The sequence below is a fragment of the Methylobacterium sp. Leaf85 genome (assembly GCF_001422125.1).
Lineage (GTDB): Bacteria > Pseudomonadota > Alphaproteobacteria > Rhizobiales > Beijerinckiaceae > Methylobacterium > Methylobacterium bullatum.
The window spans coordinates 57,569-73,152 of record NZ_LMME01000001.1 but is presented as its reverse complement, the minus strand read 5'-3'; the positions used below and the strand labels follow the sequence as shown (position 1 = coordinate 73,152).

Sequence of the window (15,584 nt, the reverse complement as noted above, 5' to 3'; positions counted from 1 at the left end):
CGCCCTCGCCCGCAAACGGAACTCCGGCTTCATGTCGGGCGTCGTCTCACCATATCCCGGCCGTCATCATAGAAGGCTCCGCCATGCGCACGCGTTCCTTGTCCGTCCTCTCCCTCGCGGCCCTGGCAGGCGGCCTCGCCTTGTCTCCGGCCATGGCCCAGTCGCCCGGCACGCGGTCGCTGAACGAGACCAACGACCGTCTTTCCAGACAGAGTGAGATTCGCGGCGTCCGGCACCAGCAGCAGTTCGAGAACAACCAGATCCGCATGCAGATGCAGCGCAACGAGATCACCCGTCCGGCGCCGATCGGCCCCGGCATCGCCCCGCGCCGCTGATCGGACCGGTCAAGGGTGAAGCCCGGCACCTGTTGACCGCGGGGTTCGACCCTGGCGCGCATCCGGGATCGGTGTGCTATGCCGCATGGGGTGGGGGCACGAACCGGGCATGACGTCCGGTTGAGACCACGTGCCCGCCCCATGGCAGGCCCCGAGACCGGGCCGGAGCGAGGCGGAAACCAAGACGGTGCGAGACATCCTGACCGCGCTGGCGGGCGCCGTCATCCTGATCCTCGTCGCGGCCCTCGCGGTCCCGCCCCTCGTGGCCTGGGAAAGCTACCGCACGCTGGTGGACCGGGCGATCGGGCGATCCCTCGGCCTCGACGCACGGACCGAAGGGCGGATCGGCGTCAGGCTCCTTCCCTCGCCGCGCTTGAGCGTCGATCGGCTCCGCATCGGCGGACAGGCCGACAAGCCGGCCCTCGACCTCCAGTCCGTCGCGGCCGAGATCGGCCTCACGCCGCTGCTGACGGGAGACATCCGCTTCACCGAGACGCGGATCGGCCGGGCCGAGATCAAGCTTCCGATCAGCGACGACGACGCGATCCGCCTGCCCGCCGACCTCTACCGGACCCTCGCCGACCAAGACTTGGCCATCGAGGACCTGACGATCGGGCAGGTCGTGCTGACGACCCTCGTGCCGCAGAGCGGCCGCACCGATCAGGTCCGCGCCGAGGCGGTGCATCTCTCCGCGCCCCGGCTGCTCGGACCCTGGCGGATCGAGGGGATGAGCGGCGCGGTCGCCTTCCGGGTCGCCACCGGCGAGCCCGCGGAGGACGGCAGCGTCGCGGTGAAGATCTCGGGCGGCGGCGACACCCATCCGCGTTTCGAGGCCGATGCCCGCATCCGCCTCGACCCGATGGCGGGCGAGCCGGAGGCGACCGGGGACGCCCCGCGGGCGATGATCCCGAAGGCGGAAGGCACAGCACGGGTCGTGGTCGGGCCGCCGGTCCAGGTGGCGGGCGCCTACCTGCCGTTCTCGCTGGGCGGGACGTTCAAGGCCCGCGGCCCCATCGTGCGCTTCTCCGACGTGAAGGCCGAGATCGACCCCGGCGGTCAGCCCATGCGCCTTGCCGGCACCGGGCGGATCGACCTGCGGGCCTGGAGGGCGGCACTGACCCTGGAGACGCGCCGCCTGGACCTCGACGCCTTCCTGATCTCCACGGGAGGACAGGCCCTTGTGGCGCGCGGGATGCCGCGCGCGAATTCCGAGTTGCCGATGATGGTCGATCTCGATCTCGGCATCGAGAGCGTCGCCCTCGGTCTCGACGATTGGACGAAGCTTCAACTCTCCGGCACGTTCGACCGGACGGGGGGGCTCGCCCTCCGGCGCTTCTCGGTGACGGCACCGGGCGAGGCCGGCCTCACCGCCTCCGGTGAGCTCGATACGCAGCCTGCCCTCCGGTTCACGGGCAACGTTTCCCTCGACGCCACCGCATCGGACGGGTTCGGACGGTACCTGCGCAAGTTCGGCCTCGGCGGCCCGGCCGTCGCGGTGATGGACGGGCGCCCGATCCAGGCATCCGCGGACCTCTCGACGGCGAGCCCGTCGCTGTCGCTGCGCAACCTGCGGCTCTCCCTCGGCGAGGCGCGGATCACCGGCAACGCCCGCTATACCCAGGCGGAGGCGGGCGGGCGCGGCCGCTTCGACGCGCAGCTCTCGGCGCAGGGCGTCGACATCGCGGCCCTGCCCTCCTTCGGCAGTGCCCTGTCCGGCCTCCACGACCACGATATCGGCCTGACGATCCAGGCGAGGGACGTGCGCTACGGGCCGGCCGGAGCGCGTTCGGGCAATGGGACCATCGCCGCGAGCATCCAATCGGACGGAGCGAGCCTCAATGTCGGCAGCCTCGACGTCACGGATGTGGCCGGCGCCAACGCCAAGCTCTCCGGCCGCATCGCCCCTGACGGGTCCGGCCGCATCGCAGGCCGGATGTGGGCGCCGGTGGCCGCCCCCCTCATCGCCCTCCTCGACAGGACCTGGATCGCCGAGGCCCGGATGATCCCCGGCTTCCTCCGGGCCGGTGCCCTCGATCTCGCCGTGACCCTGGAGCGCGAGGCCGGGGACGCCGACACCCTGCGCACCAGCGCCGACGGGACCGCGGCGGGCGGCAGCCTCGACCTCGACCTGCTGTCGCGAAGCGGCCGCATCGACAGCCTCTCCCTTGGATTGACGACCCCGCTCGCCGGGCGCTGGTTCGAACGCGAGGACATGGCGGCCCTGCGCAAGCCCGCCGCCCTGCGCATCACCGGGACACGCGGACAGGCCGGAGCGGATGGCGCGGTCCCGCCCCTCGGCCTCGACATCTCCGGCACCATCGCCGACCTCACCCTCTCGACGGTGAAGCCGGTCGTGCCCGGTCCGGGGCAGGCCCCGCCGGAGGCCGGCGAGATCCAGGTCAAGACACCCGACATCGCGCCCTTCCTCCTCCTCGCCGGCAGCACCTCCGCCCTGCCCTCGCCGCTACCGGCGGACTTGCTGGTGGGGTTGTCGCGGGCGGGGCGGGATGCCCATGCGGATGTGGCCGGGCGGATCGCCGGGGCCACGATCCTCGCCAACGTCAACCGGTCGCCGGCGGGCGACATCTTCGGCAGCGTGGCGCTGGGGCGGCTGTCGTTGCCCTGGCTCGCCGCGGCCCTGGTGATTCCCCCGGAGGGTAAGAAGCAAGAGGCCGGGGACGGCGCTCGGTTCGGGGCCCCGACCGCGGACCGGCCGCCCATCGACCTCGACGTGCGGGTGGACGCGCTCGAACTCGGCCGACGCTTCACCGCAGAGGGCGCGGCCTTCGGTGCCCGTCTCGACAACCGCGTCCTCTCGATCCGCGACCTCAGCGGCCGCCTCGCCGGGGGCCGTCTCATGGGGACCGTCACGCTGTCCCGGCAGGGCGGAGCGGCGGCGCTCACCGGGGAAGGGAGCCTGAGCGACGCTTCCATCGCCGATCTCGTCGGTCCGGGGCCGATCTCCGGCCGCGCCAGCGCGACCCTGCGGTTCGGTGCCTCGGGCCAGAGCGTCGTGAACATGGCGAACAATCTCGGCGGCAGCGGCGATATCGCCCTGACCGATCTCGTGCTGCCCGGCGGCGATCCGGGCGGGATCGAGCGCGCCCTGGTGAAAGCCCTCGCGGAGGACGATCCGCTGCGGGACGGACGGCTCCAGGCCCTCGTTACAGAGGAACTCGCCGCCGCGCCGATGCCGGTGAAGGGGACCGTGAAGGCGCCCGCGACCCTCTCCGGCGGGTCGCTCCGCGCGGCCCCCCTCGCCTTCGATCTCGGTGGACCGCGCTGGGCCGGCACCCTCGCCATCGACCTGAATACCGGGCGGTTCGATGCGCGCGGGACATTGACGGGAGGCGGATCGCCGAAGGGCTGGACGGGCGGGGTTCCGGCGGTGCAGCTCGCCTATTCCGGCCCGCTCAGCAAACCCGAGCGCAGCGTCGATGCCGGCCCGCTGACCAACGGCCTCGCCGCCGTGGTCCTCCAGCGCGAGCTCGACAAGATCGAGCTGTTCGAGGCGGATCAGATCGAGCGCCAGCGGCGTCGCGCACGGATCGAGATGGACAAGGCCCGCGCCGCCGCCATCAAAGCGGCGGCCGAAAAGGCCGCGGCGGAGAAAGCCGCGGCCGAGAAAGCGGCAGCGGAGAAGGCGGCCGCCGAGGAAGCCGCTCGTCAGGCGCGCATCCGCGCCCTGGCACCGAGCCTGGAGGATGCCGCGCGCCGTGCCGCCGACGGGCTGCCGGTGCTGGAGGTTCCAGGCCGGGCCGTCGATCCGACCGCGCCGCAGCCCTGATGACGACCGGCTTCGATGCGTTAAGACGATCAGTGAGCCGGCCGCGCTGACCGGGCGGCGGTGATCGCATCGGTGAGCACCGGATTGGCGCCCTCGGCCGTCAGGGTCGCCACCGGAACGACCACCACGTCGGCGCAGGCCTGGACCACGTGGGCGAGGTCGAACTGCACCGCGAGGCCGCCCGCCTTCGCATCGGGCCAGACGGTCATGGCCGGAGGCCCGTCGCCATTCGGCATGGCGACCGCCTCGCGGCACTCGTCGTCATCGGCATCCGCCTTCGCCTTCGCCTGGCCGGTCCTGGGGCGATAAGCCTTGAGGTAGAGGTCGAAGAGCCGCTTGGAGGACAGGGACACCATCCTGCTTCCATCCATCTCGGTCTGGAGCGCCACCTTGCCGGTGAGGGCGGGCGGAAGCAGCGCGGTCCAATCGACGGGAGCACCGGAGACGAGGTCGTAGACGATCGCCGAGGTGCCGGTATTGGGATGTGCGCCGCCGCAGAAGGCGCTGTCCGTCATCGTGTAGCTGAGGAAGCGGGGACCCCGCATGGTCACCTCGATGTGCCGGCCGTAATCGGCATGTTTGCCTCCCTCCGCCAGACACTCGGCGGCGGCTTTCCGCACCGCTCCGTCGAGGCGCTGCACGGCGGCGTTGATCCGCCGTTCCGCGTCGTCGACGGGGTTGGCGATCCGCGGCATCGCCGGCAGATCCTTGGCGAGATCGGGGGGGACCTGGAGGGACACCGCCCTGTCCGCCGCCGCGCCGGGGCTTAAGGTCGCCAGCAGGCACGCGGCGGCGGTTGCGGTGCGGGCGAAGGCCGTCACGAGTGCGGCCCCTCGCCGGCTCCGGCCCGGCCCACCGCCCGCAGGGCGAAGGCATAGATCAAGGCCACCTCCTCCAGCCGGTCGAATCGTCCCGCCGCCCCGCCATGGCCGGCTTCCATGTTGATCCGCATCAGGACGGGACCGCCGCCGGTCATCGTGGCGCGCAGACGCGCCACCCATTTCGCCGGCTCCCAATAGGTCACGCGCGGGTCGGTGAGGCCGCCGAGCGCGAGGATCGCCGGATAGTTCTGGGCCGAGACGTTGTCGTAGGGCGAGTAGGACAGAATGGTCTCGAAATCCTCTTCACTCGCGCCCGGATTTCCCCATTCCGGCCATTCCGGCGGGGTCAGGGGCAGGTCGCCGTCGAGCATGGTGTTAAGCACGTCGACGAAGGGCACGTCGGCGACGATCCCCGCGAAGAGCTCCGGCGCGAGGTTGGCCACCGCCCCCATGAGCATCCCGCCGGCCGACCCGCCATGGGCGACGATGCGGCCGGGCGTGGTGTATCCGGCCTCCGCCAGGGCACGGCCGCAGGCGACGAAATCGGTGAAGGTGTTGGGCTTCTTGCCCCGCTTGCCGTCCATGTACCAGTGCCAGCCCTTCTCGGTGCCGCCGCGGACATGGGCGATGGCGTAGACGAAGCCGCGATCCACCAGCGACAGCTGGTTGGTGCGGAACGCGGCCGGCATCATCGTGCCGTAGGACCCGTAGCCATAGAGCAGCAGCGGAGCCGAGCCGTCGAGGACGAGGTCGCGGCGGTGGAGGAGCGAGATCGGCACGCTCTCCCCATCCGGGGCCGTGGCGAAGATCCGGCGCGTCACATAGGCGGCGGCATCGTGCCCGCTCGGGATCGTCTGGCGCTTGCGCAACTGCCGAGCGCGGGTGGTGCAATCGTAATCGTAGGTCTCGGCCGGCGTCGTCATCGACGAGTAGGTGAACCGGATCACCGCCGTCTCGAACTCGTGCCCCGGCTGGAGGCCGAGGGAATAAGCCTCCTCGGCGAAGGCCACCACGTGCTCGTTGCCCTGCGTGTCGCGGACGACGATGCGGGGCCGCGCATTCTCGATCTCGAGGCGCACGAGGTGCTGGGCGATGACGTGCTGGTGGCGGATCATCACGCCGCGCCGGTGCGGGATGAGGTCGTTCCAATGGGCGCGGCCCGACGCGCCGATGCGGGTGGTGACGATCTTGAAGTCTTCCGCCCCGGCCGCATTGGTCAGGATGAAAAGGTGGTTCCCCCAATTCTCCACGGAGTAGATCAGCAGCGGCTCCCGCGGCTGAACGCATAGCAGGGTTGCGTCCGGCGACTTGCGGTCGAGGAGATGCACTTCGGAGGTTTCATGGTCGCTCGCCGTGATGGTGAGGTAATCGCGCGATTGCGTCGTCTCGATATGGACGAAGAATCCGGAATCTCGCTCTTCGTAGAGCAACGTATCGGCGGCCTGCTCCGTGCCCAACACGTGATGCATGACGCGGGCGGGACGATGGTTCTCGTCCACGGCCACATAGTGGAACGACAGCCCGTCGGCGGACCAGACCACCTCGCCGGTGGTCGCCTCTATACTATCCGGGAGATCCTGCCCGGTGCCGAGGTCGCGGACACGGATGGTGTGGAGCTCGGACCCCTTGGAATCGGCGCTCCAGGCGAGGCGGGTGTGATCGTCCGCGTGAACCGCCGCGGCGAGCTCGAAGAATGGCAATCCCTTGCCCTCCTCGTCACCGTCGAGAAGGATCTCCTCGCCCTCTTCCGGACCGCCCGTCCCGGCCGTCTCGGCACCCTGTCCGGGGATCACCACCACCGTGCGCGGACGGCGGCAGACGAGGGGATGCTGCCCGCCCTCGCGATGGCGGGTATAATAGGCGAAAGCGCCGTCCGGCTCGGGCACACCGCTATCGTCTTCGCGAATGCGCCCGCGCATCTCCGCGACCAGGGTCTTGCGTAAAGAAACCAGATCGCCGAGCGCCGCTTCGGTATAGGCGTTCTCGGCATCGAGATATGCCCGGATATCGGCCGGGAGGGCAGCGGGATCCTTGAGCACGTCGCGCCAGTTCTCGGCCTTCAGCCAAGAATAATTGTCGGAAATTGCTCGGCCATGCACGGTGAATGTGTGCGGGCGCACCTCGGCGACGGGTGGCTTGCTTTCCAAGTGGAAAAGATCGTCCATGGATAGACCTATAAGGTTGCCAACCACCGTCGGCTGAATAGCGTAGCGGCGACCGATCCGTTCACCGGTCGCCTTCGATGCCTGCATGTGTCCCAGCCGGAGGCCATGGGCAAGGTCGAGAGGGAAGTCTTTTCGGCGCGGTGCCGGACGGCTCGACCGACGACAGGCTTTGGCATCATGGATGCAACTGGTTCTCTATCCTTGAGAGGCCTCGTTGACAGCGCGTCGACTTAGCCTGCGTCGGTGCGAACTCACATTAAATTGAAATATCGTTCAGAACCGTTGATTCGGCGGCCCGTCATGACTGACTCCCGTCTTGCGAGATCAATGTGAATATATTAAATGGGCGAAATGGCGATTATCGTCGCCCACCATCGTAGAGCGCCACTGGATGAAGCCACGATGCCGAGAGTCCAGCTATGGATTGCCAAACTGTCCCTTGGCCCATCGCCTGCATACTCAAAAGACCCCGTCCGGCATCGTGCTAAAAGGAACTGTTTAAACAATGAGCGACATTGAGAATTCGGCCGACTTCGTGGAACTGACGGTCGATATCGTCTCGGCCTATGTGAGCAACAACCCGGTGCCGGTCGGCGAGCTCGCGCAGCTCATTACCCGCGTCCATACCTCGCTGACCCAGGTCGCGAGCGGTGAGGCCGAGGCCAAGGTCGCTTCCGCGCCGCAGCAGCCCGCCGTCCCCGTGAAGAAGTCGGTGACAGCCGATCACATCATTTGTCTCGAAGACGGGCGCGTATTCAAATCGCTCAAGCGCCACCTGCGCGCGAAGTACGACATGAGCCCGGAACAATATCGCGCGAAGTGGGGCCTCCCTTCGGATTATCCGATGGTCGCTCCGAACTACGCCAAGGCGCGTTCGGACCTCGCCAAGGCCATCGGCCTCGGCCAGACCCGCAACGGGACCTACGACGAAGCCGCGTAAGCGAAGCGGGGCCGGGCGCTGGCGAACTCTCGCCGCCCGGCCCCCCCGTCGTCGTCGACCTCGTGATTGAGACTTGCGTTAGGACTAATTTCTTATAATATCCCTGGTGCCGCGGCGATTGCCGCATCGATACGCCAGGGAACATATCATGAACAAGACCCCGAATGCGGCGATCCATGGCATGGGTCGGCGATCCATGCCGGCGCGCACTCAGGCGGAACTCGGTCGCGATGCGGCCCGGCTCCTCGCGGCCCTCGACGAAGAGGGAGCCTATGCCCTGCCCGATCCGCTGACGGAGGGCGAGATCATCGTGCGAAGCGGCGGCGATGGGATCTCGGTGAGCAGCGGACGCTATGGCGCGCAGGCGGGACAGGCTCTCCTCTCCTGCGATCTCGCCGAACAGGCGGCGGGACGGCGCGCCCGGCTCACCATCAGCGCCGCCGGGCGAGCGAGGATGCGGCGGGACCGGGCCGGCCGGGACACGCCCTACCTCGCCCAGCATCTCGACCTCGAAGGCAAAGGTGAGCCGACCCGGCCTGTCCGCGACGCCTCGGAAAGTCCCCTCGCCTGGATGGCACGGCGCCGCGATCGCGATGGAAGCCCTTTGATCGACGCCGCCTGTTTCGAGGCGGGCGAGCGGCTGCGCCGCGACATGACCATGGGGGCGCTGATGCCGCGCTTGGGGTCGGACTGGAGCGGGGTCAAAGTCGATGGCGGCGGCCCCCGCGATCCCTCGGCCGGGTCGGATGCCATGCTGGCGGCCCGACAGCGCGTCCGCGCGGCCCTGTCGGCGGTGGGAAGCGACCTGTCCGGATTGCTGATCGACCTGTGCGGTTTCGTGAAAGGCCTGGAGACGATCGAGGCGGAGCGCCGCTGGCCGGCACGCTCGGCCAAGGTCGTCATCCGCATCGCCTTGGCGCGGCTCGCCGAGCATTACGGGCTGGAACGGGAGGCGGTGGGTCCGAGCCGGTCGCGCCTGCGCCAGTGGCGCGAGCGGGCCTGAGGCTCGGAGGCTGTTTCAGGCCGCGAGCCGCGCCGCGTCCCGATGGATGCGCTCGGCCATGGCCCGGACCCCGTTGGAACGCTTCGACGTCAGGTGAGCGCCGAGGCCGATCTGCTTGAAGACCTGGAAGACGTCGACATCCGCGATCTCGGTCGGCGTCTTCCCGTCGTGCAGGGCCATCACCAGGGCGATCAGCCCCTTGGTGATGAAGGAATCGCTGGTACCGCGCAGGTGAAGGCGCGGCGGCGACTGCGAATGATCGACATTCGAATCGACCCAGACCTGGCTTTCGCAGCCATGGACCCGGTTCTGCTCGGTGAGCAATTCGTCCGGAAAGGGCGGCAGGGCACGGCCGAGTTCCATCAGGTACTCGAGCTGGTCCGGCCCGTCGTCGAGGATTTCGAAATTGTCGATGATCGTTGCGATGGGTGGAAGCATGGTGTCAGGCTGAACTCTCGGCGACGATCGAGCGAAGCGACGGCACTTCCTCGCCCCATCGATATAGGGAGCGGCCCGCCGTCCGGCGAGCGTCAATGTCCGCTACTCCGACGGGTGCACCAGGGCTTCGGGCAGCTGCAGTTCCATCGGATCGGCCTGCGTGCCGGTGCCGCGAACGGCGATTTCGGCCTGAGCGGCATAGGCCGCCACCAGCCGAGGACCGAGATTGGGCACGTCCGTGGCATGGGCCCCGGGCTGATCGCCGCCCGACACGATGGTGAGACGGACCGGCGCGCCGGCCTGGGCGTCGATGGTGATCGCGATCGTGCAGGAGACGGAATCGGCGGTGGCGTCGAGGCATTCGGCCACGACTTCGGCCACGATCATGCCGAGGGCGTTGGCGGTGCGTGGTTCCACGAGGCTCGTGCCGCTGCCGCCCACCGCCACGCTGATGCGGCCCGCCCGCCGCAACTGGCCGAGGCCGGAGGCGAGCCGATGAAGGTAATCGCGCAGGTCGATGGAGGCGATGTGCGGCGCTTCGTGCAGATGCTGCTGAACGAGGGCGATGGCGCGAACACGCTGGCCGAGCGCCTCGAAGCTCCCGCGGCACGGCGGCGGCGCGGCGCGGCCGTAGAGACCGATCAGGCTCACCATCACCTGCAGGTTGTTGCGCACCCGGTGATAGACCTCGGCGAGAAGGGCCTCCTTCTCCACGAGGGCATGCTCGGCATGCTCCTCGGCCCGCTTGCGGTCGGTGATGTCGAAGCACGAGCCGAGATAACCCTGAAACGTGCCGTTCTCGGTGAGGGGACGGGCGTTGTTCAGGAGCCAGCGGTAGGCACCGTCGTGACGGCGCAGGCGAAACTCGATGGAGTAGGGACTGCGCGAGGCGAAGGCTTCCTGGACCAGGGCGGCATGTCGGTCGAAATCGTCCGGGTGCAGGCCACGCCGCCAGCCATGGCCGAGTTCGTCTTCGCGGCTCCGGCCGGTGAAATCGAGCCAGCACTCGTTGTGATGGACCGCCGCCCCTTCGATGTCGGAACGCCACATCATCAGGGGCACGAAATCCGCGAAGCGACGAAACTCGTCACACGGGACGGCCTCTGCGATGCTCGCCTCGGTCGACTCTGTCTCCGCGGCCATTTTGCTCCCACTCTACCCGATACGCGACAACCGACGATCCCTATCGGCGCCGGTCAACGTATCGAACATGACGCCGTTCCTACGGCCTCGGTATGCGAGTGCACATAGATCGACGGCCCTGCAAGCACCGTGCAAACCTCACCCGTGCCCGACGCCGGAATCTACCCCCCCCGGGGCCGACTGCCGGCCGTCAGAGCATGCTCGGCAGGATCCGGTCCGGTGGACGGTGTCCGTCCATGAAGGTCTTGATGTTGATGATGACCTTCTCGCCCATATCGGTGCGGCTCTCGTGGGTGGCCGACCCCATATGCGGCAGGAGAACGACCTTGCCGGACCGGGCGAGCTTGACGAGGCGGGGGCTCACGGCGGGTTCCTGCTCGAACACGTCGAGGCCGGCCGCCGAAATCTCGCCCGCCTCGATCAGGCGCGCAAGGGCGTTCTCGTCGATCACTTCACCGCGAGCCGTGTTCACGACGATCGCCTCCGGCTTGAGCAGCTTGAGGCGGCGGGCCGAGAGCAGGTGATAGGTCGCCGGCGTGTGCGGGCAGTTCACCGACACGATGTCCACCCGCGCCAGCATCTGGTCGAGGGATTCCCAATAGGTCGCGTCGAGTTCGCGCTCGATCTGCACCGGCACCTTGCGCCGGTTGTGATAGTGGATCTGCAGGCCGAACGCCTTGGCTCGGCGCGCCAGCGCCTGGCCGATCCGGCCCATGCCGACGATGCCCAGGCGCTTGCCGGTGATGCGGCGGCCGAGCATCCAGGTGGGGGACCAGCCCGCGTCCCAATTGTCGTCCGGGATGATGCGCGCCCCCTCCGCCACGCGGCGGGCCACGGCGAGGATCAGGGCCATGGTCATGTCGGCGGTGTCCTCGGTGAGGACGCCGGGGGTGTTGGTGACGGTGATGCCCCGCTCCAGGGCCCCCGCCACGTCGATGTGGTCGACGCCGTTGCCGAAATTCGCGATCAGGCGAAGGTTCGGCCCGGCCTGGGCGAGGAGACCGGAATCGATCCTGTCGGTAACGGTGGGAACGAGCACGTCGGCCTCGCGCAACGCGGCGGCCAGAGCCTCGCTGCCCATCGGCGCGTCGTCGGGATTGAGGCGGATATCGAACAACTCGCGCATGCGCGCCTCGACCACCTCGGGGAGGCGACGCGTGACCACAACGAGTGGCTTGCGCTTCAACGACGACATGCACCCTCCGCGAACGTTTCTGCCAGGCCGGCCGCTGCCGGGAGCGACGGTTCATGCCGAGGCTTGACCCGGCATTAACCACGCATCGGCCAGACAGGTCCCATAGCCCCGACGCCTCGGCTGCCGGTTCTTGAGGCTTCTCTACCAGAGAGGGCACGGAACACAACGTGCCCCCGCGCCCGAAACATCGCGCGCGAGGGATCGCTAGACGAGGATTGACGATGGCGATCGTGGCCATGACGATCGTGAACCTTTGGGAAGACCGATGACGCGCCTGCCTGGACTTCTGTTCTTCACGTGCCTGACGGCGGCCGCCTCCCTCGTGGCGCCGCTCTCCCCGGCGCTGGCCGCCCCGGCGGCGGGAGGCGCGTCGGACGCGAATCGCGGCCCGGCCACGGGCCTGCCCCTGCCGCGTTATGCGAGCCTCAAGACCGATCGGGTCAACCTGCGCGAGGGTCCGTCGAAGGACCACCGAACGCTGTGGGTGTTCCAGCGGGCCGGCCTTCCCATCGAGATCGTCGCCGAGTTCGAGACCTGGCGGCGCATCCGCGATTCCGAGGGGACCGAAGGCTGGGTGCTCCACTCCCTCCTCTCCGGCCGGCGCACGTCCATCGTCATGGCGGCCAGGGGCGGCGACGCCGCGATCCCGCTCCATTCACGGGCGGAAGAGGGGTCGGGCGTGGAGGCCAAGCTCCAGCCCGGCGTCATCGGCAACGTGAAGAGCTGCACCGGAAGCTGGTGCCGGGTGATCGTCGCGCTCCCCCAGAGGAGCGGCGACGTGGACGGGTACATCCGCCAGGACCGGCTCTGGGGCGTCTACCCGAACGAGAAGATCGACTGAGTGTCTCCCACAAGTTCCCGCCGTGCGCCGTCACGCTCGGAGCGAGAACCGACCGTGATCGGGAGTGTCGTGAGGCGCTCCGAGCCCGGTAGCATCGGTAGCGCCACATGAAAAAGGCCCGGCTCAGCCGGGCCTTTTTCACGGAGTGAGAAGCGAAAGAAGCCTCTCTCAGGACTGGCGAGCACCGTGTCGGCGACGCAGGCGGACGATGACCTCGACGCCGGCGATTTCCATGCCCTCGGGGGCATCGGGCAGCGAATCGACGGTGATGCCGCAATCGGGCATGTCCAGAACCTGCCCCTCGTCTTCGAGGAAGAAGTGGTGGTGCTCGCTCGGGTTGGTGTCGAAATAGGCCTTGGACCCGTCGAGGGCCAGCTGGCGCAGAAGCCCGGCCTCGGTGAACTGGTGCAGGGTGTTGTAGACCGTGGCGAGCGAGACCGGCACCTTGGCGCGCATGGCCTCGTCGTAGAGCATTTCCGCCGTCAGGTGGCGGTCGCCACGCCCGAACAGCAGCCAGCCCAGCGACAGGCGCTGACGGGTCGGGCGGAGGCCGGAGCGGCGCAGACGGTCGCGCAGGTCGGACAGGGGGCATCCCCGGCGCCCCGCGACCGAAGCGATATCGAGGGAAGCGCCACGTGCGTTCAGCATGGCCTGCAGCGGCAGCGGATTGGACATCGGCGGTACTGACATCTCACGGAACCAACAAAATACAAGACAACTCTATACGAACCTCCCCCCTCGTCGCAACCCAAGCCGGTGCTGAGTAGCTACGCAGTGTGAACATGCAGCTTGTTTAAAGTCATTCCATTCAACAGGGCAGGCAACCAGCCTTGCGACCAACTTCGCGGCTCGTCCTTCGACTCATATGGAGACGAGGTGTTTTGTGCCGCTCAGGCGGTGTGTTAACGAAGCGCCGCTCGCGGGTTCGGACGATGTCGTGGACCCGCGATGGCCACGACCGTTCCGGCGTTCGTGGGCGATGTCCGGCGTTTCGAACGCGCCCTCCACCAAGGACCGACACACCGATCATGTCTTCCGATTCCGAATCGCCCGCCGCCGCCGGCTCAGAACAGACCGTTCCCCGCGCCTCCCACTACTCCCATGAGGAGTTGCTGGCCTGCGGCCGTGGCGAACTGTTCGGCGCCGGCAACGCGCAGCTCCCCCTGCCGCCGATGCTGATGTTCGACCGCATCACCTCGATCGGGACCGAGGGCGGCGCCTACGGCAAGGGCCATGTCCTGGCGGAATTCGACGTGCGGCCGGACCTCTGGTTCTTCGGCTGCCATTTCAAGAACGATCCGGTGATGCCGGGCTGCCTCGGCCTCGACGCGCTCTGGCAGCTCGTGGGCTTTCATCTCGGCTGGCTCGGCGCGCCGGGCCGGGGCCGGGCGCTCGGCGTCGGCGAGGTGAAGTTCAGCGACCAAGTGCTGCCGACCGTGCGCAAGGTCGTCTACGGCATCGACATCAAGCGCGTGCGCCAGGGCAAGCTCGTCCTCGGCATCGCCGATGGCTGGCTGGAAGCGGACGGCGCCCGGATCTATGACGCCAAGGATCTGAGGGTTGCCCTGTTCCAGGCCTAAGGCTAGCCCTCCGGCCCGCCGGTGGTTGAGATTGCCCCGGCATCATCCTACCTGACACGCGTCGGTGCGACGGCGCTTCGGCGAAAGAGAAGAGCGTTTCCATGCGGCGTGTCGTGATCACCGGGATGGGCATCGTCTCGTCCATCGGCAACAACACCCAGGAAGTCCTTGCCTCCCTGCGCGAGGCCAAGTCGGGCATCGGCCACTCGGCCTCCTATGCCGAACTCGGCTTCCGCAGCCAGGTCGAGGGACGCCCGAGCGTCGACCCCGAGGGCCTCGTCGACCGGCGCGCCATGCGCTTCCACGGCGGCGGCACCGCCTGGAACCACATCGCCATGGACCAGGCGATCCGCGATGCCGGCCTCGAGGCGGGTGACGTCTCGAACGACCGCACCGGGATCATCATGGGGTCCGGCGGCCCTTCGACGAAGGCGATCGTCGAATCCGCCAATCTCGCCCGCGAGAAAGGACCCAAGCGCGTCGGTCCCTTCGCCGTCCCGAAGGCCATGTGCTCGACGGCTTCGGCGACGCTGGCGACCTTCTTCAAGATCAAGGGCGTGAACTATTCGATCTCGTCGGCCTGCGCCACGTCCAACCACTGCATCGGCAATGCCGGCGAGGTGATCCAGAGCGGGCGCCAGGACATCATCTTCGCCGGCGGCTGCGAGGATCTGGACTGGACGCTTTCCGTCCTGTTCGACGCGATGGGAGCGATGTCCTCGCGCTACAACGATACCCCCGCCCGGGCCTCGCGCGCCTATGACGTCAACCGCGACGGGTTCGTCATCGCGGGCGGCGCCGGCGTCCTCGTCCTCGAGGAGCTGGAGCACGCTAAGGCGCGCGGCGCGCGGATCTACGGCGAGCTCGCCGGCTACGGCGCCACCTCGGACGGCCACGACATGGTCGCCCCCTCCGGTGAAGGCGCCGTGCGCTGCATGAGGCAGGCGATGGAAGGGCTGAAGGGCGCCCGGATCGACTACATCAACCCCCATGCCACCGCGACGCCGGTGGGCGATCTCAAGGAGATCGAGGCGATTCGTGAAGTTTTCGGCCGCGGCGACGATTGTCCGCCGATCTCGGGCACCAAGTCGCTCACCGGGCATTCCCTCGGCGCCACCGGCGTACACGAGGCGATCTATTCCCTTCTCATGATGCAGAACGGGTTCATCTGCGAGAGCGCGCATATCGACGAGATCGATCCGGCCTTCGCCGACATGCCGATCCTCCGGCAGCGCCGCGACAACGTCCAACTCGGCCATGTCGTGTCGAATTCCTTCGGCTTCGGCGGAACCAATTCCACCCTCGTCCTCAAGAATATCGACGCCTGAACGGCCAA

At 68.3% G+C, this 15,584-nt stretch carries 13 protein-coding genes; 7 read left to right on the top strand and 6 right to left on the bottom strand.

Translation table 11 applies throughout. The annotated features are described in order from the left end of the window. Positions 1-83: 83 nt before the first annotated feature. Together ASF08_RS00320 and ASF08_RS00315 are read left to right on the top strand one after the other, a co-directional pair. Positions 84-335 carry a hypothetical protein gene (locus ASF08_RS00320; RefSeq protein ID WP_056139861.1) on the top strand — a complete coding sequence of 84 codons (252 nt, stop codon included), beginning with the start codon at positions 84-86 and terminating at the stop codon, positions 333-335. A 187-nt stretch (positions 336-522) separates the two neighbouring features. Then, positions 523-4,122, top strand: coding sequence for an AsmA family protein (locus ASF08_RS00315; protein WP_056139858.1), 3,600 nt, complete (start codon positions 523-525; stop codon positions 4,120-4,122). A gap of 29 nt (positions 4,123-4,151) precedes the next feature. On the opposite strand, the gene ASF08_RS00310 is transcribed toward ASF08_RS00315, so the two are convergent. Both ASF08_RS00310 and ASF08_RS00305 read right to left on the bottom strand, forming a co-directional pair. Beyond that, positions 4,152-4,943, bottom strand: a complete 792-nt coding sequence (locus tag ASF08_RS00310) for a hypothetical protein (protein ID WP_056139855.1) — start codon at positions 4,941-4,943, stop codon at positions 4,152-4,154. After that, positions 4,940-7,108: a S9 family peptidase gene (locus tag ASF08_RS00305; RefSeq protein ID WP_056139853.1), complete on the bottom strand. Its 2,169-nt coding sequence runs from the start codon at positions 7,106-7,108 to the stop codon at positions 4,940-4,942. Before ASF08_RS00305 ends, ASF08_RS00310 begins: the two co-directional genes overlap by 4 nt. A gap of 505 nt (positions 7,109-7,613) precedes the next feature. Between ASF08_RS00305 and ASF08_RS00300 the strand changes: the two genes are divergently transcribed. Then, complete coding sequence (locus tag ASF08_RS00300) at positions 7,614-8,048, top strand: MucR family transcriptional regulator (protein WP_018045375.1); 435 nt, start codon at positions 7,614-7,616, stop codon at positions 8,046-8,048. 148 nt (positions 8,049-8,196) lie between these two features. Next, complete coding sequence (locus ASF08_RS00295) at positions 8,197-9,051, top strand: DUF6456 domain-containing protein (RefSeq protein WP_373321299.1); 855 nt, start codon at positions 8,197-8,199, stop codon at positions 9,049-9,051. A gap of 15 nt (positions 9,052-9,066) precedes the next feature. Here the strand turns inward: ASF08_RS00295 and ASF08_RS00290 are convergent, their stop codons facing one another. The 3 genes from ASF08_RS00290 to ASF08_RS00280 form a co-directional block, all read right to left on the bottom strand. Next, positions 9,067-9,489, bottom strand: a complete 423-nt coding sequence (locus tag ASF08_RS00290; protein WP_018045377.1) for a SufE family protein — start codon at positions 9,487-9,489, stop codon at positions 9,067-9,069. Between the two features lie 102 nt (positions 9,490-9,591). Then, positions 9,592-10,632, bottom strand: a complete 1,041-nt coding sequence (locus ASF08_RS00285) for a sensor histidine kinase (protein ID WP_056139851.1) — start codon at positions 10,630-10,632, stop codon at positions 9,592-9,594. A gap of 190 nt (positions 10,633-10,822) precedes the next feature. Then, positions 10,823-11,827, bottom strand: a complete 1,005-nt coding sequence (locus ASF08_RS00280) for a 2-hydroxyacid dehydrogenase (RefSeq protein WP_018045379.1) — start codon at positions 11,825-11,827, stop codon at positions 10,823-10,825. Between the two features lie 265 nt (positions 11,828-12,092). Here ASF08_RS00280 and ASF08_RS00275 point away from each other — a divergent pair, with 265 nt between their 5' ends. Continuing rightward, entirely contained in the window at positions 12,093-12,668 is a 576-nt protein-coding gene (locus ASF08_RS00275) for an SH3 domain-containing protein (RefSeq protein ID WP_056139848.1), read from the top strand. Between the two features lie 168 nt (positions 12,669-12,836). Here the strand turns inward: ASF08_RS00275 and irr are convergent, their stop codons facing one another. Next, entirely contained in the window at positions 12,837-13,343 is a 507-nt protein-coding gene (irr, locus tag ASF08_RS00270) for a Fur family transcriptional regulator Irr (RefSeq protein WP_018045381.1), read from the bottom strand. Positions 13,344-13,696: 353 nt separating this feature from the next. Between irr and fabA the strand changes: the two genes are divergently transcribed. Both fabA and fabB read left to right on the top strand, forming a co-directional pair. Next, entirely contained in the window at positions 13,697-14,248 is a 552-nt protein-coding gene (fabA, locus tag ASF08_RS00265; RefSeq protein ID WP_056139846.1) for a 3-hydroxyacyl-[acyl-carrier-protein] dehydratase FabA, read from the top strand. 101 nt (positions 14,249-14,349) lie between these two features. Continuing rightward, the gene (fabB, locus tag ASF08_RS00260) at positions 14,350-15,576 is read left to right on the top strand and encodes a beta-ketoacyl-ACP synthase I (protein WP_056139843.1); all 1,227 of its coding nucleotides are present in this window, start codon (positions 14,350-14,352) and stop codon (positions 15,574-15,576) included. The last annotated feature ends 8 nt before the right edge of the window (positions 15,577-15,584 follow it).